The sequence below is a fragment of the Paenibacillus sp. FSL H7-0942 genome (assembly GCF_045040715.1).
GTDB classification, from domain to species: Bacteria; Bacillota; Bacilli; order Paenibacillales; family Paenibacillaceae; genus Paenibacillus; species Paenibacillus amylolyticus.
Genome location: NZ_CP150279.1, coordinates 6,322,512 through 6,342,005, shown reverse-complemented (window position 1 = coordinate 6,342,005; position 19,494 = coordinate 6,322,512). Strand labels below are relative to the sequence as shown.

The window sequence follows — 19,494 nt, the reverse complement described above, 5'->3', positions numbered from 1 at the left end:
AAGGCGACCACTTCGTTTCTTCAGATTGGTGTTGCACTCGCCGTTTTCGTGTAAACATTAGTTTCACTTTATAACTTCACTTATACCTGGGAGGAATTTAATCATGGAACAATTGCGCAAGAATGACCCGGCAGTACTGGAAGCGATGAATCTTGAACTGAAACGTCAACAGAACAATATCGAACTGATCGCATCCGAGAACATCGTAAGTGAAGCAGTAATCGAAGCAATGGGATCTGTTCTGACCAACAAGTACGCTGAAGGATATCCAGGTAAACGTTACTATGGCGGTTGTGAGCATGTGGACATCGTTGAAGACATCGCGCGTGATCGTGCAAAAGAATTGTTCGGAGCAGAACACGTGAATGTTCAACCTCACTCCGGTGCACAAGCGAACATGGCAGTTTATCTTGCAGCGTTGAAACCTGGTGATACTGTACTTGGTATGAACCTTGCCCATGGTGGACACCTCACACACGGTAGCCCGGTTAACGCATCTGGTTTGCTGTACAACTTTGTAGCATACGGCGTACAGGAAGATACATTCCTGATTGATTATGATGAAGTACGCAAAGCGGCTTTCAAACACCGCCCTCGTCTGATCGTTGCAGGTGCAAGTGCATATCCGCGTACCATTGATTTTGAAAAGCTGGCTTCCATCGCCAATGATGTAGGCGCTTTGTTCATGGTGGACATGGCTCACATCGCAGGACTGGTTGCTGCTGGTTTGCATCCAAACCCGGTTCCACATGCGCATTTCGTAACAACAACTACACACAAAACGCTGCGTGGACCTCGTGGTGGTATGATTCTGTGCCGCAAAGCGTGGGCAGCAGCGATTGATAAAGCCGTATTCCCAGGTTCCCAAGGTGGACCTTTGATGCACGTGATCGCTTCCAAAGCGGTAGCATTCGGTGAAGCTTTGCAACCATCGTTCAAAACGTATGCTGAGAATGTCGTGAAAAACGCACAGGTTCTGGCTGAAACACTGATCGCTGAAGGATTGAACATCGTATCTGGTGGTACAGATAACCACTTGATGCTGATCGACACACGCAGTGTGAACATCACAGGTAAGGAAGCTGAGCATGTGCTTGATTCCATCGGTATTACCGTGAACAAAAATGCCATTCCATTCGACCCTACAAGCCCGTTTGTAACGAGTGGTATTCGAATTGGTACACCTGCTGCAACTTCCCGTGGCATGAACGAAGAAGCGATGGTAGCGATCGGTAAGATCATTGCCAAAACGCTGAAAAATCCAAAAGATACAGCGAAGCTGGATGAAGCTCGTGCAGAAGTGACTGCACTGACAGACCAATTCCCGCTCTATACAGATCTTAAATACTAAAAAACTTTGCTCATGCTGTTTGTATTTGAGATGTTCTTAAAATGGGATACAAAAAAACGAAGCAGACAGAATGAGACCGCAGAAGCGAAGCGTTCGCCTTTATCCCCGGATTTTTCCCTTGTTAAAAGGAGAATAAAAAAAATCTGGGGATAACAGCGATCGAAGGATCATTCTGTAGGCGGAGTGCCATTGTATTCATCATTTTCATTTTCTTAACGACATAACAGCAGGAGCAAAACAGGACCGGATGGATCATTTTCCGGTCCTGTTTTTTATAGGATTCGGTAATCTGTAATGATTGGGTGCCCTTTGATGGTGTAATTCGTTGTTGGTGATGATATAATATACAGGATTTATCGAGCCCATGAATGGCGGCTAGGTATATTTGGAAATGCTGAACATGAAGAACTTACCGGAGGGACAAATTAGATGGGAAAATTAGTAATATGTGATCACCCTTTGATTCAACACAAACTGACGTTTATACGCGACATGCGTACGAATACGAAAGATTTTCGTGAATTGGTGGATGAAGTAGCAACGTTGATGGCTTATGAGATTACAAGAGATGTTGAACTGGAAACGATTGATGTACAGACACCTGTAGCTGCAACACAAGGTAAAGTCATCTCTGGACGTATGCTCGGACTGGTGCCGATTCTGCGCGCAGGACTCGGAATGCTGGATGGCGTTGTGAAATTGTTGCCAGCGGCAAAAGTTGGACATGTGGGTCTGTTCCGTGACCCGGAAACACTGCAACCGGTAGAATACTACACCAAACTGCCTACAGACGTAACAGAGCGTCAATTGATTGTAATTGATCCGATGCTGGCAACCGGTGGTTCGGCAATTGCAGCTATTGACGTGCTCAAAAAACGTGGCTGTACCCAAATCAAGATGATGAACCTGGTTGCGGCACCGGAAGGCGTAAAAGCTGTGCAAGATGCACATCCCGATGTGGACATCTATGTAGCAGCATTGGACGACCGTCTGGATGATCATGGTTATATCGTTCCAGGGCTTGGAGATGCAGGAGACCGTCTTTACGGCACTAAATAAGCATATCGCATGCTTTGTAAGAGGTTGTTCAAAAAGTCCAATTTTGATTACGAAGGATGCCCAAGGGCATCATCGGCATCGAATATGAAATTCAGCCGAAATGTCCGTGGCTCACGTAGTTTTCCCTACGCTCCGCTACTCCATTTCTACCTTCATTCCATATTCTTGGTACTGAAAACCGGACTTTTTGAACATGAACTTATAGAAAAGGGGCTTTGCTCGAATGTCCAACAAAATTAAAGTCATGACGATCTTCGGGGTGCGTCCGGAAGCCATCAAGATGGCTCCGCTTATTTTGGAATTGCAGAAACACCCCGAATCTATTGAATCTATTGTTTGCGTAACTGCGCAGCATCGCCAGATGTTGGATCAGGTACTTGAAGTTTTCGACATTCATCCCGATTATGATCTGGATGTGATGAAGGACCGTCAGACATTGAATGAAATCACAATTCGTGTGCTTGGCGGTCTGGAGCCGGTGTTAGCTGAAGCTAAGCCGGATATTGTACTGGTTCACGGGGATACATTAACTACCTTTGTAGCGAGCTATGCAGCATTCTTGCAACAGATTCAGGTAGGACATGTGGAAGCGGGGCTGCGGACGTGGAACAAGCTGTCTCCATATCCGGAAGAGATGAACCGTCAGCTGACGGGAGTACTGGCTGATCTACACTTTGCGCCTACGGATTGGTCTTCTTCCAATCTTGCCAAAGAAAATAAATCGGAGTCTAGTACGTACGTCACAGGCAACACGGTAACAGATGTGTTTCAATATACTGTACGGGAGGACTACACACACCCGGTACTTGATTGGGCCCAAGGCAAACGTCTTGTGCTGATGACAGCTCATCGCCGTGAATCTCAAGGCGAGCCTCACCGCAACATTTTCCAGGCCGTCAAACGGATTGCCGACGAATTCGAAGATATTGCCATCGTGTACCCGGTGCATCCAAGTCCTGCTGTGAAGGAGCCGGCTCACGCGATCTTGGGGAATCATCCCCGTATTCAATTAATTGATCCACTAGACGTGGTGGATTTGCATAACTTTTACCCGCACACTCACTTGATTTTGACCGATTCAGGCGGTTTGCAGGAAGAAGCACCTTCGTTTGGTGTGCCTGTGCTCGTATTGCGCGATACAACAGAACGCCCGGAAGGTATTGAAGCCGGAACGCTGGAATTGGTAGGTACCGAAGAGGAACGTGTGTATGAACGGACCAAAGCTCTGCTTACAGACAAAACCCTGTATGCAAGCATGAGCCAGGCTGCTAATCCATACGGTGATGGACATGCTTCGGAAAGAATTGTCAATGCGATTTTGCATCATTTCGGTGTAAATAGTGAGCGTCCGGAATCATTTCACAGAAAATTCAAAAAATAATACATTTTTTCTGACGGATTTATAAAGGGCAAGCATACAGTTAAACTGTACGGTTTACGCGGGTTTATGGGCTTTGAGGGTCTGTATTCCCGTCGTTTCCCCCTTTAAAACGCTAAAATCATTCAATTGACAAAGGCTCTCATCATTCAGTAAAATTAACTGGGATTGCAAGGGTGGCGTGGAAAATGGCCGATTCGAACAAACCAAATTCATCCCGTAACCATGACGATAATGTATGGAAAGCAATGGGACTCGTGACAGCTTTTGGGATCGAGATTGCCATTCTCGCTGTTGCCGGGTATTACGCTGGCTCCTGGTTGGACAAGACCATCGGAGGTAACGGAATATGGATCGCCGTAAGCGTTCTCTTTTTTCTTGCGGCAGGCGGTGTAAGCATCTACTTTATCGCGAAAAAAATCATGGGGGAAAGTGATGAGTGAACTAACCAGATACCGCAGATCGATGACTGTTTTCGTCATGTACTTTCTTATGATTTGTTTTCTCGCAGCGGCCTTTATGCCACGTGTGGAGACAATTGCTTTGGGACTGGCCCTGGGTACAGGAGTTAGCTGGATCAATGCATTTTACCTGGGCTACAAAGTAAGGAAAATGTCTGATGATGCGGCAGAAGGTAACTTGAAGCGTGTCAACTTGGGATTTTTGACAAGAGCGGCATTCGCTGTGCTCGGTATATTCATATCGATGCGCTTTCCGCAGTACTTCAATACATATGCGGTTGCAGGCGGTCTCGTCATTGCACAATATTCCTTATTGATTATAGGGATTGTCTATTCCCGCAGAGCAGAATGATGTTAAGGGCTGCAGCTTTCAAGTCGAGAAAGGGGTGAGAAAAATATGCATGAAGCTCCAATTATTATGCTTGGCGGATTTCGACTGGATCTATCGGTTCTGTTGATGCTGGTAGTTACAGGTGCAATTGTTTTTATTTTTGCTGTACTGGCAACACGGAGATTATCCGTTGAAAATCCCGGCAAGCTGCAAAATTTTATGGAGTGGGCAGTAGAATTCGTCCGCAATCTGATTTCCAGTACAATGGATATGAAGAAAGGTAAACATTTTATCTCTCTCGCTCTTTCCATGATTATGTTCATTTTTGTAGGGAACATGCTCGGCCTTCCGCTCGTGGCTGTATCTGAGGTAACAGATGTTAATCAGGCACAGGTATTCGGTAAGCCGATTGTTACAGCGGTGGAGGCGTTTGAAAAAGCGCATGCCAAGGACCCTGAAGCCCACCCACACGTTGAACTGGCCTGGTGGAAATCACCAACAGCCGACTTGTCTGTAACGATGGGACTTGCTCTCGTAGCGTTCCTTGTATCTCATGGACTTGGATTGTTCCGTAACACAAAAGGATATCTCCAGCATTACTTCAAGCCATTCGCCTTGTTCTTGCCAATCAACTTGATTGAGACGGCATCCAAGCTGTTGACACACGGTATGCGTCTATTCGCGAATATCTTCGCGGGTGAGGTACTGATCGCAACGATCCTGAAACTGACCACATTCAAAGTGTTTGGTGCTATTGCAGCGATTCCGCTACTTATGGTGTGGCAAGGCTTTAGTATCTTTATCGGCGCGATCCAGGCATTTGTGTTTGTTATCTTGATGATGGTGTACATTTCACAGAGCATCGAGACGCATGACGAGCATTAAGTTTCAAGCCCTACGAAGATTTCTTCACCAGGCTGAACAATAAAAAATTCGATTTATCATTTTAAGGAGGATATACAAATGGGAGCAATGGCATTAATCGCAGCAGCAATTGTTGCAGGACTGGGCGCGTTTGGCGCAGGTATTGGTAACGGTATGGTAATCAGCAAAACGGTGGAAGGTATTGCCCGTCAACCGGAAGCAAAATCCACTCTTCAAACAACAATGTTTATCGGTGTAGGTTTGATCGAGGTATTGCCGATCATCGGTGTGGTACTCGCGTTCATGTTCTACGGTATGGCTTAATCAAATTTTAAAGGTTTGGCGGGGAAGGCCATAGCCATCCGCGCCTTCTTTTTAGGTAATGTCCGTTCTAACGGATGACGTTTCAAGGATACCTCCAGGAAGGAGTGAACAGATTGAGTTTCATATGGGAAAATACGCTTCTTGCGATTGTTGCATTTGCAATTTTATATTGGCTGCTTAGCCGTTATGCCTTCGGGCCTTTGTTCTCCATTATGGAAAAACGTCGTGAACTCGTGATGACGCAGATGAATGAGGCTGCACAGACTCGGGAACAGGCCATTGCCTATGTGGAGGAACAAAAACAAGCTCTTGAACAAGCACGTCAAGATGCTTACGACATCATTGAACAGTCCAAACAAACAGGTGGCAAACAAGCTGAATCGATTTTGGCTGATGCAAAAGCTGAAGCTAATCGTCTGAAAGACGATGCAGTACGCGAAATCGAGAGCGAGAAGAACAAAGCAGTCGCAGCACTTCGCAGCGAACTGGGTACAGCTTCCGTTCAGATTGCATCCAAGTTGATCAAAAAAGAAGTTGAGAACGGTCCTGCACAAGAAGAGCTTGTGAACCAATACCTCAATGAGGTAGGAGGCCGACAATGAGCCGCGATACGATTGTTGCCAAGCGTTATGCGAAAGCATTGTTCGAAGTTGCTCTTCAGCAACAGCAGGTACTTGAGGTTGAACAGGAACTGGTTGCGGTAGTCAGTGCATTGACCGGAGATGCAGATATCGAGAAATTTATCGTATCTCCTAATATCTCTGATGAAGTCAAGCAGAACGTGCTTCACTCAAGTCTTGATGGTAAGGTATCCGAACCTGTCCTTCGTACAGTCTTGTTGTTAATTGAACGCGGACGCGTTGAATTGCTGGGAGACTTGTTGAATGATTATCGGAAGATCCAAGGTGAGTCGCTGGGCATCGCTGATGCACGTGTCTACTCCACTTATGCGTTGAATGATGAAGAAAAAGAAGCGGTAGCCCGTCAATTCGGTGGCCGTGTGAATAAAAAGATTCGTATCGAGAACATTGTTGATCCGACTCTGCTGGGCGGATTGAAAGTCGCCATTGGCGATACGATCTATGACGGCAGCTTGGCTGGCAAGCTCGAACGTCTTGAGCAGTCTTTTAACAGACGAGTACAGTAGATTGGGGTGAGGACACTTGAGTATCAAACCAGAAGAAATCAGTACATTAATTAAGAGCCAAATCGAACAATACAAGACCGATATCGATGTAGTCGAAGTTGGAACGGTTATCGAGGTTGGTGATGGTATCGCTCGTGTTTACGGACTTGAGAACGTCATGTCCAACGAGTTGGTTGAATTCCCAAGCGGTGTTATGGGACTCGCCATGAACGTCGAAGAAAGCAATGTCGGTGTCGTTATCCTGGGACCTTACTACGATATTCGTGAAGGTGACCAAGTGAAACGTACTGGTCAAATCATGCAAGTGCCTGTAGGCGAAGCATTGATTGGACGCGTTGTGAACCCGCTCGGTATTCCTGTAGATGGCAAAGGGCCAATCGCTACAACGGAATTCCGTCCGGTTGAAGGTAAAGCACCAGGCGTAATGGATCGTAAATCGGTTCATGAGCCGATGCAAACAGGGATCAAAGCCATTGATGCAATGGTTCCAATCGGTCGTGGACAACGTGAGTTGATCATCGGTGACCGTCAAACAGGTAAAACATCCATCGCAATTGATGCGATCCTGAACCAAAAAGGTAGCGGCATGAAGTGTATCTATGTGGCTATTGGTCAGAAACAGTCTACGGTTGCTCAAGTTGTGGAAACTCTTCGTCGTAAAGGCGCAATGGAGTACACAATCGTTGTAACTGCAGCAGCTTCCGATCCATCACCACTCTTGTACATCGCACCGTATTCCGGATGTTCGATGGGTGAGTACTTCATGTACAAAGGCGAGCACGTTCTGGTTATCTATGATGACTTGACCAAACAAGCCTCTGCATATCGTGAGCTTTCCTTGTTGCTTCGTCGTCCACCGGGCCGTGAGGCTTATCCGGGTGACGTCTTCTACCTGCACTCCCGTTTGCTGGAGCGTGCTGCGAAGCTGAATGATGAACTGGGTGGTGGTTCTTTAACCGCACTGCCGTTCATTGAAACACAAGCCTCCGACGTATCAGCATACATTCCAACGAACGTAATCTCCATCACGGACGGACAAATCTTCCTGGAAGCTGACTTGTTCAATGCTGGACAACGCCCGGCAATCAACGTAGGTATTTCCGTATCTCGTGTCGGTGGTTCTGCTCAGATCAAAGCGATGAAAAAGGTTGCAGGTTCCCTGCGTCTCGACCTCGCTCAATATCGTGAGCTTCAAGCGTTCTCCCAGTTTGGTTCCGATCTGGACAAAGCGACTCAGGCTCGCCTGAATCGTGGTGCACGTATGATGGAAATCCTGAAGCAAGGTGTAAACCAGCCTCTGGCCGTAGAACAACAGGTGGTCAGCTTGTACACAGCCGTTAAAGGATTCCTGGATGAAATTCCTACAGGTGATGTGACTCGTTTCGAAGGTGAGTTCCTTGCCTTCATGGAGAGCAGTCATCCGGAAATTCTTGCATCCATCCGTGATACTAAAGAATTGACTGCAGACAACGAAAACGCACTGAAAGGTGCAATTGAGAAGTTCAGAAAGAGCTTTGCTGTCTCTGTCTAAATAAATGACTGCAGGTGCGGAGTTGTCTAACCGATTCCGCATGTCTGCATGTAATACTTTGACTCTGTCAAAAAAGATGATGCTTACGAAGTAACTTTGGCTTTGCCAAAGTTTTGAGGTGGTGAAATCATGGCAAAAGGCATGCGCGAAATTAAGCGGCAAATTAAAAGCGTACAAAGCACCAAGCAGATCACCAAAGCAATGGAGATGGTAGCTGCTGCAAAACTGCGTAAAGCGCAGGAAAAAGCGGAAGCAGCCCGTCCTTATTCGGAGAAACTGAAAGAAGTTGTAGCTAGTATTGCATCAAGCACGCAAGGTATACAGCATCCGATGCTGGAGAGCCGTCCGGTCAAAAAGACAGCTTACCTGATCATTACATCGGACCGTGGGCTTGCAGGTGGATACAATGCGAACGTTTTGCGTCAGGTTAATCAGACGCTCAAAGAGCGCCACAACTCTCAGGATGACTACGAATTGTTCGTCATTGGACGTAAAGGACGCGATTACTTCAGACGTCGTGAAATGGCGATGGCATCCACAACAACGGATCTGTCGGATTCGCCTTCATTTGCAGATATCAAATCCATCGCACACGAGGCTGTTCATGGGTTTGAACTGGCTGAATTTGATGAATTGTACATTTGTTATAACCGCTTTGTGAATGCGTTGACCCAGATTCCTACGGTAGAAAAACTTCTTCCGATGGAAACACCTGAGGTAACTGCTGCGGAAGGACCAACGGCAAGCTACGAATACGAGCCGTCTGCTGAGGCTGTACTGGAGGTTTTGCTTCCGCGTTACGCGGAGACGCTGATCTATGGTGCGCTTTTGAACGGTAAGGCGAGTGAGCTAGGCGCGAAAATGACGGCGATGGGTAATGCAACCAAAAATGCATCCAAAATGATTAACGAATTGTCATTGACCTATAACCGTGCCCGTCAAGCGGCGATTACGCAGGAGATTACGGAAATTGTGGCAGGTGCCAACGCAGCACAAGGCTAACTGTTTTTATTAATGAAGGCTTGCAGAGCAAAGATAAAAGAACGGTACATTATTTTTGCAAAAGTAGCAGGCTTGTAGGAGGGGAACGTTAAGATGAACAAAGGACGCGTTGTGAGCATCATGGGTCCGGTTGTTGACGTCGAGTTTGATCGCGGCGGTCTGCCGGAAATCCTCAATGCCATTACGATCACTACAGTAAGTGAGAGCGGCGTAAGTGTGAACCTTACACTCGAAGCTTCGAGACATCTGGGTGACAACCGTGTACGTTGTATTGCGATGTCCTCCACGGATGGACTTGTACGTGGTATGGAAGCATTAGATACAGGAGCTCCAATCTCTGTACCTGTCGGAGAAGCGACACTGGGTCGGGTATTTAACGTACTCGGCGAAGCCATTGATACTGGCGGTGCTGTAGCTACTGAACGGAAGAACCCGATTCACCGTTCAGCGCCTGCATTTGATGAACTGACTACCCAAGCAGAAATGCTGGAGACAGGAATCAAAGTTATTGATTTGCTCGCTCCTTATGCCAAAGGTGGTAAAATCGGTCTCTTCGGTGGTGCCGGTGTAGGTAAAACGGTAACGATTCAGGAATTGATCAACAACATCGCACAAGAGCACGGCGGTATCTCCGTATTTGCGGGTGTTGGTGAGCGTACACGTGAAGGTAATGACTTGTATCACGAGATGAGTGATTCCGGCGTTATCAACAAAACAGCAATGGTCTTCGGACAAATGAACGAGCCTCCAGGCGCACGTCTTCGTGTAGCCCTCACAGGTCTGACGATGGCGGAATACTTCCGTGATGAAGAAGGCCGTGACGTGTTGCTCTTTATCGATAATATCTTCCGTTTCACCCAAGCGGGTTCAGAAGTATCTGCCTTGCTTGGACGTATGCCTTCCGCGGTAGGTTACCAACCTACGCTGGCAACAGAAATGGGTCAACTGCAAGAACGTATCACATCAACGAAAAAAGGTTCTGTAACATCCATCCAGGCCATCTACGTGCCTGCGGATGACTACACTGACCCGGCTCCTGCAACGACGTTTGCCCACTTGGATGCAACGACGAATCTGGAGCGTAAAATTTCCGAGATGGGTATCTACCCTGCGGTAGATCCGCTGGCATCCAGCTCCCGGATCTTGTCCCCTGAAGTTGTAGGTGAAGAACACTATAACGTAGCTCAAGGCGTTAAACGTATCTTGGCGCGTTACAATGAACTGCAAGATATCATTGCGATCCTGGGTATGGACGAGTTGAGTGAGGAAGACAGAGCGCTTGTATACCGTGCTCGTAAAATCCAACGTTTCTTGTCCCAGCCTTTCCACGTTGCTGAAGCATTTAACGGTATTCCAGGTAAATACGTTCCGGTTAAAGAAACGGTGCGTAGCTTTAAAGAGATTCTCGAAGGTAAGTATGATGATCTTCCGGAAGCAGCTTTCCTCTTTGTTGGTACAATTGAAGAGGCAGTGGAGAAAGCCAAAACACTGGTTTAGTCTGAATCCAGGATTGTCCTTATGAAGCGGGCTATCCTTCGGATATTTCAGGAGGGATGGAATTGAGCACCTTTTTGTTGGAAATCGTAACACCCGAGCGTTTGGTCTATTCAGAACAGGTGAATAGCATTACGGCTCGTGGTATTGAAGGGGAACTGGGCATTCTGCCAGGTCATATTCCTATGGTTACACCTTTGCAGATTGCACCAATCTATATCCATAACGGAAAAGAAAATAAACGAGTTGCTATCGGTGGCGGGTTTATCGAAGTTCGTAAAGATAAGGTTGTTGTACTCGCAGAGAGTGCTGAATTCCCGGAAAGCATTGATGTGGATCGTGCGCGTGCGGCGAAAGAGCGGGCAGAACGTCGGCTTGCAAGCCAAAGCAATCAGGACCACTTTGATCACCGTCGTGCAGAGATTGCGCTGCAAAAAGCGGTTAACCGGATTAATGTGTTCGGCAAATAAACGATTCTTTGAAGCCTGGCGGCTTAGTCTGCCGGGCTTTTTTGAGTTTGTTTGATAGAATTGTTTTATCGAATATATCAAAAGGGCTGACCATAAATCCATCCTCTCCCTTCAGTAAACAGAAGTATTTTAAGCAAAATATTCACCGATTATGATTATTTGAATAGAATGTAGGACTAAAGTAGTGGGCGCATTTACCACTAAGAGAACCATTTTTTTCATGAGTAAATTTAAATTATTTCCGAGGAAATGACAGAATCGATATCGAAATAGCGCTCTTTTATGTCGTTTTAGTCACAAAATCCCGGCATTTTAAAATTAAAATATTTTAGAAGTGGAAATCAATGTAATTGACAATGTATGATGAAAGAGCCTATATTCCATAGAGTCAGCAGAAGCAGGAAGCTGCGTAGTAGATTCCATAGTCATGCACAGCCGCATTGTTGCTGCTCGGTGATTGGGCATCAGGAGATTCCTGCCTGGCAGGAGTAAATCTGACAGTACGCTCAGTATGTTGTGCTTAAGACATTCCAGTATACTAACAAGTTATGGGTGCCGGGCATATGATATGCTGATCGCTGCAACAAATGTGGAGGTAAAGAATATATGGATACTGATCTGACGAATCAGGTGAACCAAGCATTAAGCACCAATGGCTTGGTCTCAATCATCGTCTCCCTGTTATGTATTGCGTTGTCTTGGTGGGCTTTGACAAATCTCAAACTGGATTTAATCATCAGGCAGCCACGAGGTGCTCAGGGAAGACTGTTGCATTTGTTGCTCGCCATCATTTTGGGGCATGCCGTTGCTGGCTTTGTCATTGACTACTTGTCCTGGACTCAAATGTTGCGTAATTTGTTTTAATGTTGAGATGGTTGGTTAATCATCTGTTAGGTTCTTCAAGCTGCTCATTGTCGAATAACATCGATTAATTGTGTTAACAATTAGAGTATGAGTTGTCGGTAAAGAAATTAAGAAAAAAATGTGACGTAAAATTGGATGAATTTGAGATGTTTTATGTAAAAATGCTTGTATCGTACAATTCAACAATGTTATGATGGAAGTTAGGGAATTCACAATTGTTCACTTATTTTGTAGTTATAAACGGGATATCCGGTTCATGCCGGCTAATAACCATCCCACTCTGTCTGTTCTGATGCTCTGCTGGCTTGTAAGACACTGATTTTTACATGCTGAATAGCAAGATGCACGGCACATGGTATCATTGATATGGATTATAAAAACCAATTCTTTTCTGAACAGACATCTGTGGCAATATGCCAGAATATGTCGAAATTCCACACACAGCAACAGTCCTTTCTAGCATAGTGGGGCTTACGTATTCCGGAATGAAGAAAAGGGAATAAAAGCGCGGAGGGAACCATGATGAGCAAATTTATCGTCCGCGGTGGCAAAAGGTTGACCGGAAGTGTCAAAGTTAGCGGCGCTAAAAATTCTGTTCTTCCGATCATCGCTGCCTCTCTCTTAGGGGAAGAAGGACAAAGCGTTATTATTGACGCGCCTCCTCTAGACGATGTGATGACGATTAACAAGGTGTTGGAATCGCTGGGAGCGGGAGTTACATACCGGGACGAAGTGATTACCGTAAATGCGGAGAAACTTACTTCCTGTGAAGCCCCGTATGAATGGGTAAGTAAAATGCGGGCGTCTTTCCTGGTCATGGGGCCTTTGTTGACTCGTATGGGTCATACAAGAATCTCACTTCCTGGTGGATGTGCCATCGGTACACGGCCTATTGATCAGCATTTGAAAGGTTTTGAAGCCATGGGCGCAGAGATCAGCTTGGGCCAAGGTTATATCGAAGCTCGTAGCCAAGGTCGGTTGCGTGGCGCGAAAATTTATCTGGATGTGGCTTCCGTAGGTGCCACTCAAAATATTATGATGGCTGCAACATTGGCCGAAGGTGTAACTGTTCTGGAGAACGCGGCAAAAGAACCTGAGATTGTGGATCTTGCCAACTTCCTGAATGGAATGGGTGCCATCGTACGTGGTGCTGGTACTGGAGTGATCCGCATCGAAGGTGTGGAGAAACTGACAGGCGTAACACACACCGTTATTCCGGATCGAGTAGAAGCTGGTACGTATATGGCTGCTGCTGCAATTTCGGGTGGTGACGTGTACATTGAAGGTGCAATCTCTGATCATTTAGGCTCCGTTATCGCGAAGCTTGAAGAGATGGGTGTTACAATCCAACCGGATGAGAATGGCGTGCGTGTAATCGCAGATCGCCCTCTTAAGGCTGTGGATGTGAAAACATTACCATACCCAGGATTCCCGACCGATATGCAATCCCAGATGATGGCACTTTTGCTTGCATCTGAAGGAACAAGTGTTGTGACAGAGACTGTTTTTGAAAACCGATTCATGCATGTGGATGAATTCCAATTGATGAATGCGGAGATCAAAGTTGAAGGACGTTCGTCCATCGTCACAGGTAATGCCAAACTGAAGGGTGCCAAAGTAACGGCTACCGATCTGCGTGCGGGTGCCGCACTCATTATTGCAGGTCTTGTTGCTGAAGGTACAACGGAAGTGGGCGGTGTTCATCACATCGACCGTGGCTATGTACATCTCGCTGAGAAGCTTAACGGACTTGGCGCTGACATCTATCGGATCTCGGTTGATGAGCCTAAGCTGGAAGCAACCAAAGCACCTAGTGAAAAAGTGGAGAAAGAAGTACCGATGTTTAAGGTACAACCAACTTTGGCTTAACACTGGATTGAATAGAAAAAATATGGCCCTCTATTATGAGTCACACGGTTGTGTGGATTATGAATGCGATGGAACGTATATTGTAAAAAATGATAAAGCTAAGCCATCTGGCTTGGCTTTTTTTGTGTTTACTTTTAAGAAGACAACGAGATATTTGATACCTGATTCTATTAATAGCTGGTCCTAACTTGTATAGCATAACATCGTATTCTGTATCGATTCTGAACCAAATGAAAGAGCATACTTTATATGGGTGTCGGATCCAGCTAAACACCGGTATACAGCGACAGATCAACGTTTCTATGATGTACATAGCAAAAGAAAACAAGAAATTGAACAGAACGAAAAGGGCCTCGTTTCTCTCAAATCAGGTTCTATCAGATCAAGCCAGCTCATAACCTAAACTATGGATTTGAACAACACGACCGGCACATGACCGGCCATAGATAACGGAGGGTTATATTCGAATGAAAGAAGCTCGTGTACAGGTAAAGGTACCCCTTGTCCCTCGTCCAGGTATGCAAGAGCCAGAGGGAAATACCGTTTCTGGAGTGGAAAAAGACAAGCCTGCCCCATTGAACCTGAGGACTGTTCCATCACAGCCTGCAAGATTATCCAATCCAGGACGGGTGTCGGCAGATGAACTGAACCGAAAGACAACCGAGCATATTCATATACCTGTTATTGAGCTGGACCAGTTCCGCCGAGTGAAGCGTCGCCGAATGCGGACATTTGGACGAAAACCCCGATGGGGACGTAATACGACGCGATGGCAACCTGCTGCCGCTGTATCTGCCTTATTGGCAATGGCGTTACTGATTCCGGTAATTCTGGTATGGCCGCGGACAAGCGAATCACCAAAACCGATCCCTGCTCCAACAGATTCAAGCAGTACAAGAACCCCAGCCCCTGCGCCAGCCGTTCCTGTTACGTACCCTGAACCTAAAGTGCGCGTATACCTGTCTGCAACGGGCACAACGATGAATCTGCCATTGGAAGACTATGTTACCGGGGTTGTGGCAGCTGAGATGCCAGCGGAATTCAGACTGGAGGCGTTAAAGGCGCAGGCAATAGCTGCTCGTACATTTATCGTGCGTAGGTTAGCTGCGAGTGATACAAGCGGTGTGCCATCAGGTGCGGCGGATGTGACGGATACGGTCAGCCATCAGGTGTTTATTCCGCCAGATCAGGTGAAAGCGGATTGGACGCGTCTAGGGAAGGCGAAGGAATGGGAGAAGCTGCAACAGGCTGTGCGCGAAAGTCGAGATACGGTGATGACATATCAGGGCAAGGCAATCACCGCATCCTTTTTTTCCACAAGTAATGGGTATACCGAGAATGCCGAGGATGTATGGGGGAACGCCGTGCCGTATCTGCAAAGTGTAGACAGTCCGTGGGACAAAAACCTGGCACCAGGATTCAAGCAGACCGTTACCATGAAGCGTAACGAGATTCTGCAGAAGTTAAACCTGGATGCCATTCCGGTTACCGCCCAGAAGGGTGGATCGTGGATGGAAGTATTGTCTACAACCAAAGGACATCGGATTAAGGAAATGCAGATCGCAGGTGAGACATTCAGCGGACCCGAGGTTCGTAAACTGCTTGGATTAAGATCCAGCCAGTTCAGTTGGAAGACCACAGGTGACGAAATCCAGATTACAACGTACGGTTACGGTCATGGGGTTGGCATGAGCCAATGGGGAGCAAACGGCATGGCGCAGGAGGGACACACGGCCACCCAAATTCTCAAACACTACTATACCGGCATTTCATTCGGACAGGCATCCAAGATGCTTGCATCGAAGTAGGAGAGATGAACACGGATGGATAAAGCGAAATAATTCGAATGAGTAGGAGTATGTGCGAATGTATACAAATGTATGTGAATGAGAGCAGTTTTGGTTTGGAACTCATCAGACTCTCCGTATATCATTGCGCGCTAACGAATCTGAGAGACCTTATTGGTTGTTATCACAACGAATGAAAATTCTAACGAATCTCAGACACGTTATATCACGACATACTACGATATTGATCCGATAATAGCGCCCAAAAGAGTGATTAGCGTGTCTACGGTTCGTTAGAATTCCTAAGCCACGATTTCCCCGCCAATAAGGCCGCCTGAGTTCGTTAGAAATATTTTATTATCTAATCATTAGGAAAATTGAGGGTGTTGTCATTCACTACATGCTCATTCCGCAATAAGCAAGCCGAACCAGAATCAAAATGTTGAAATCAAGTTTCCAAGCCCTTGGGTTAAAAAATTGATTTATGTTCCCTGTTTACCAAGCAACTTCTAACTATACTGTAACCATTCATGATCCAGTTTCTTTTAAATCTAGATGTTGTATTGAACAGTTATTATTGATGTGGCATCGCCAAATCTCTAATCTCACATCTCACTTTAACGAACCTAGAGCACCTTACATCTGTATTATCCAGTCACATCCTATATCATTTCGCTCTCACCGATAAATGCACTTCATAGAAGGATTGGCCCCTACAGCCAATTCAGACCAGTCTACCAACACCCTTTCCGGAGCTTTCGAGATTTGGCTATATATGCGGAGAGTGCTAGCCGTATGGGGAGCGCAGGGGACAGAAAAGACCTGTAGAAACAAAGTGTCCGCCTTTACTACCGGATTTCACCTTTGAAGAAGGTGATAGAAGAAATCTGGTAGTAACCAGCGGTCGAAAGGTTTTCTGGCCCCGAAGCGGCGCACGCACTAACCACTCACCCCTCACATATATAGCACTCTCTGAAACCTCCGTGAAAATAATTAGAGTCGCGCGTGTATAAAAGAGTTGCACCCGGTAACACTTGTTACTGAGGTGATTAACATGAATGAACAAAACAAAAAAACAAACCAAGAAGAAACTCCTAAAACAACTCAAGGAGTACCGGCTAGTCAGCCCTCTTCATGGAAAAGAGCAATGTCCAAACGCTGGGTCTTCCCGGCAGCCTACATCGCAGCAGCAGGCATTATACTAACCTTAGTGTGGGTCTATCAGGGCACAGGCGACAAAACGCTAAACTCGGACCCTGCTAGCGGGGTAGTAGAAACAGGTGCATCGGCGGGTACAGAAGGAACAGCAGTAGGTGGAGAAGAAGAAAGTGTGGAAGTTGTTGCAAAGTCGGAGAATTTTGTATGGCCGGTAGCGGTACCGTCCGAAATTTCGGTAGTGAAACCTTTCTATGATAGCGAAGCTTCAACCGAGGAACATGAAGCGGCAATGGTGCAGTACAATGATACATTCATCCCGAACACGGGTGTGGATCTGGCACGTGGGGATAACAAAACGTTTGAAGTCAAAGCAGCACTCGCCGGTAAAGTTACCCGGGTGGAGCAAAATCCGCTCACAGGTCAGGTTGTGGAAATCACACATAGCGATAACCTGAAGACGGTGTACCAAAGCTTGGCAGACGTCAAAGTGAAACAGGACGACGAAGTGAAACAGGGAGATGCGATTGCATCCGCTGGCGTCAATGAATTGGGTAAAACGCTTGGCAACCATCTTCACTTTGAAGTGTACGAAGACGGACAGCCGGTTAACCCTCAAGGATATCTTCCGGAAAAATAAATGAATTTTACCGCAGCAACATGACGGGCAGGGGGGTTAAACCTCTGCTCTTTTTGTGCTTTTCAGAAAATAATGGGACCTTCGAAGCTTGTCACACCTCTAAACCGCGAATATATAGGCATGCTCCTCATATAATGTACCAAACTATCCACACAGTAGGGAGGCGGGAGCGTGCACGATTACATCAAGGAACGGACCATCAAAATTGGTCGCTGCATTGTTGAGACGAGGAATACGGTCCGTACCATAGCCAAAGAATTCGGCGTGTCAAAGAGTACTGTGCATAAGGATCTGACGGAGCGTCTGCCGGAAATCAACCCTGATCTTGCTGACCAGGTGAAACACATTTTGGAGTATCACAAGTCGATCCGCCATTTGCGGGGCGGTGAAGCGACCAAAATTAAATACAAAAAAACGAGTGGCAAGAAACGTGAGGTGTTGGCTTCCGCCAAATCGTAAGCATCTTCACAAAGACGTAGGCCAAAAAGCTCACACATGCATTGAATCCCTCCCCTGAAGTATGATATGTTAAATGCTGGTACAGGATCGAATTATGACATCTTATCAGCCCGATTTTTACATATATATGTTGCACTTTGTCGAACGAGCGGTGACGTGATAAGGGACTCTTTTTCACAGGATACGCTGACCAAATAATATCACTTTGGGGGCTCTTTTATGTTTAGCAAGGATATCGGTATTGATCTTGGCACGGCCAACGTGCTTATTCACGTGAAAGGAAGTGGGGTTGTCCTCGATGAACCTTCCGTCGTGACCATTGAAAGAGATACGAAGCGTGTCCTTGCTGTTGGGGAAGAAGCGCGTCGTATGGTGGGGCGTACTCCAGGTAACATTGTTGCCATTAGACCGCTGCGTGACGGCGTTATTGCGGACTTCGAGATTACAGAAGCGATGCTCAGACATTTCATTAATCGTGTGGGTGCAAGAAGCTGGTACAGCCACCCTCGGATTTTGATTTGTGCACCAACGAACATTACTTCCGTGGAGCAGAAGGCCATCCGTGAGGCGGCAGAACGCAGCGGTGCCAAAGAAGTGTTTCTGGAAGAAGAGCCGAAAGCGGCAGCGATCGGTGCGGGAATGGATATTTTTCAGCCGAGCGGCAATATGGTCGTGGATATCGGCGGCGGTACGACTGACGTTGCAGTCCTTTCTATGGGCGACGTGGTCACCGCCTCTTCTATTAAAGTCGCAGGGGACAAGTTCGACGAAGCCATTATCAAGTTTATCAAAGCCAAGTATAAGCTCATGATCGGTGAACGGACCGCTGAAGATATCAAAATTGCGATTGGTACCGTACATCCGGGTGGACATCAAACAGAGATGGACATTCGCGGACGCGATATGGTATCCGGCCTTCCTGTTACCGTAACGATATCGGGAAATGAAGTACAGGAAGCACTTTGGGATTCCGTGCAATCCATCATCGTGGCAGCCAAATCGGTATTGGAACGTACACCGCCTGAATTGTCAGCGGACATTATCGACCGTGGTGTTGTATTGACTGGTGGAGGTGCATTGCTGAACGGACTGGACGAGCTTTTGTCCAATGAATTGCATGTACCGGTATGGGTGGCGGAAGATCCAATGCACTGTGTCGTGAAGGGGACAGGCATAATGCTTAATAATTTGGATCAGGTGGTTAAGAAAAAGTTCTAATCTGCCGATATAAATAGCAAAGGTTCGCCATGCTCGGAAAGCAGAACGGACAAGCAGCCAACCTGTGATGCAGGTCAAGCGCTTGAGGAG

Annotated in this window: 19 protein-coding genes; all 19 read left to right on the top strand. The window is 46.6% G+C overall.

The genetic code is table 11. The features are described 5' to 3' along the window. Window positions 1-103 precede the first annotated feature (103 nt). Entirely contained in the window at window positions 104-1,351 is a 1,248-nt protein-coding gene (gene glyA, locus MHI48_RS27835; RefSeq protein ID WP_164783303.1) for a serine hydroxymethyltransferase, read from the top strand. A gap of 429 nt (window positions 1,352-1,780) precedes the next feature. Beyond that, on the top strand, window positions 1,781-2,410 hold the full coding sequence (gene upp, locus MHI48_RS27830; protein ID WP_017691929.1) for a uracil phosphoribosyltransferase: 630 nt from the start codon (window positions 1,781-1,783) through the stop codon (window positions 2,408-2,410). Between the two features lie 223 nt (window positions 2,411-2,633). Continuing rightward, window positions 2,634-3,791 (top strand): non-hydrolyzing UDP-N-acetylglucosamine 2-epimerase, encoded by a 1,158-nt coding sequence (gene wecB / locus MHI48_RS27825; protein WP_036667768.1) that lies wholly within the window; start codon window positions 2,634-2,636, stop codon window positions 3,789-3,791. A gap of 185 nt (window positions 3,792-3,976) precedes the next feature. After that, window positions 3,977-4,231 (top strand): AtpZ/AtpI family protein, encoded by a 255-nt coding sequence (locus MHI48_RS27820; RefSeq protein WP_017691931.1) that lies wholly within the window; start codon window positions 3,977-3,979, stop codon window positions 4,229-4,231. Next, entirely contained in the window at window positions 4,224-4,601 is a 378-nt protein-coding gene (locus MHI48_RS27815) for an ATP synthase subunit I (RefSeq protein ID WP_017691932.1), read from the top strand. The genes MHI48_RS27820 and MHI48_RS27815 overlap by 8 nt, the downstream gene beginning before the upstream one ends. A 45-nt stretch (window positions 4,602-4,646) precedes the next feature. Further along, on the top strand, window positions 4,647-5,465 hold the full coding sequence (atpB, locus tag MHI48_RS27810) for a F0F1 ATP synthase subunit A (protein WP_017691933.1): 819 nt from the start codon (window positions 4,647-4,649) through the stop codon (window positions 5,463-5,465). Window positions 5,466-5,543: 78 nt separating this feature from the next. Continuing rightward, window positions 5,544-5,768: a F0F1 ATP synthase subunit C gene (gene atpE / locus MHI48_RS27805; protein WP_017691934.1), complete on the top strand. Its 225-nt coding sequence runs from the start codon at window positions 5,544-5,546 to the stop codon at window positions 5,766-5,768. A gap of 113 nt (window positions 5,769-5,881) precedes the next feature. After that, window positions 5,882-6,370, top strand: coding sequence for a F0F1 ATP synthase subunit B (gene atpF / locus MHI48_RS27800; protein WP_036612568.1), 489 nt, complete (start codon window positions 5,882-5,884; stop codon window positions 6,368-6,370). Beyond that, a complete protein-coding gene (locus MHI48_RS27795; protein WP_076319220.1) occupies window positions 6,367-6,915 on the top strand; it encodes a F0F1 ATP synthase subunit delta in 549 nt (182 codons plus the stop codon). The genes atpF and MHI48_RS27795 overlap by 4 nt, the downstream gene beginning before the upstream one ends. Window positions 6,916-6,931: 16 nt before the next feature. Next, on the top strand, window positions 6,932-8,446 hold the full coding sequence (gene atpA, locus MHI48_RS27790; RefSeq protein WP_036612563.1) for a F0F1 ATP synthase subunit alpha: 1,515 nt from the start codon (window positions 6,932-6,934) through the stop codon (window positions 8,444-8,446). Window positions 8,447-8,575: 129 nt separating this feature from the next. Then, the gene (atpG, locus tag MHI48_RS27785; RefSeq protein ID WP_076319219.1) at window positions 8,576-9,448 is read left to right on the top strand and encodes an ATP synthase F1 subunit gamma; all 873 of its coding nucleotides are present in this window, start codon (window positions 8,576-8,578) and stop codon (window positions 9,446-9,448) included. A 93-nt stretch (window positions 9,449-9,541) separates the two neighbouring features. Continuing rightward, window positions 9,542-10,945: a F0F1 ATP synthase subunit beta gene (gene atpD, locus MHI48_RS27780; RefSeq protein WP_405142332.1), complete on the top strand. Its 1,404-nt coding sequence runs from the start codon at window positions 9,542-9,544 to the stop codon at window positions 10,943-10,945. A 62-nt stretch (window positions 10,946-11,007) separates the two neighbouring features. Next, window positions 11,008-11,412 (top strand): F0F1 ATP synthase subunit epsilon, encoded by a 405-nt coding sequence (locus MHI48_RS27775; RefSeq protein ID WP_036612555.1) that lies wholly within the window; start codon window positions 11,008-11,010, stop codon window positions 11,410-11,412. A 606-nt stretch (window positions 11,413-12,018) separates the two neighbouring features. Further along, complete coding sequence (locus tag MHI48_RS27770) at window positions 12,019-12,276, top strand: DUF1146 family protein (RefSeq protein ID WP_017691941.1); 258 nt, start codon at window positions 12,019-12,021, stop codon at window positions 12,274-12,276. Between the two features lie 522 nt (window positions 12,277-12,798). Beyond that, entirely contained in the window at window positions 12,799-14,145 is a 1,347-nt protein-coding gene (murA, locus tag MHI48_RS27765; protein WP_017691942.1) for a UDP-N-acetylglucosamine 1-carboxyvinyltransferase, read from the top strand. Window positions 14,146-14,612: 467 nt separating this feature from the next. Continuing rightward, the gene (spoIID, locus tag MHI48_RS27760; protein WP_405142330.1) at window positions 14,613-15,953 is read left to right on the top strand and encodes a stage II sporulation protein D; all 1,341 of its coding nucleotides are present in this window, start codon (window positions 14,613-14,615) and stop codon (window positions 15,951-15,953) included. A 1,033-nt stretch (window positions 15,954-16,986) separates the two neighbouring features. Next, window positions 16,987-17,727, top strand: coding sequence for a M23 family metallopeptidase (locus MHI48_RS27755; RefSeq protein WP_036667765.1), 741 nt, complete (start codon window positions 16,987-16,989; stop codon window positions 17,725-17,727). A gap of 171 nt (window positions 17,728-17,898) precedes the next feature. Further along, window positions 17,899-18,186, top strand: coding sequence for a sporulation transcriptional regulator SpoIIID (gene spoIIID / locus MHI48_RS27750; protein WP_024632710.1), 288 nt, complete (start codon window positions 17,899-17,901; stop codon window positions 18,184-18,186). Between the two features lie 219 nt (window positions 18,187-18,405). Further along, window positions 18,406-19,404 (top strand): rod shape-determining protein, encoded by a 999-nt coding sequence (locus MHI48_RS27745; RefSeq protein WP_036612542.1) that lies wholly within the window; start codon window positions 18,406-18,408, stop codon window positions 19,402-19,404. The last annotated feature ends 90 nt before the right edge of the window (window positions 19,405-19,494 follow it).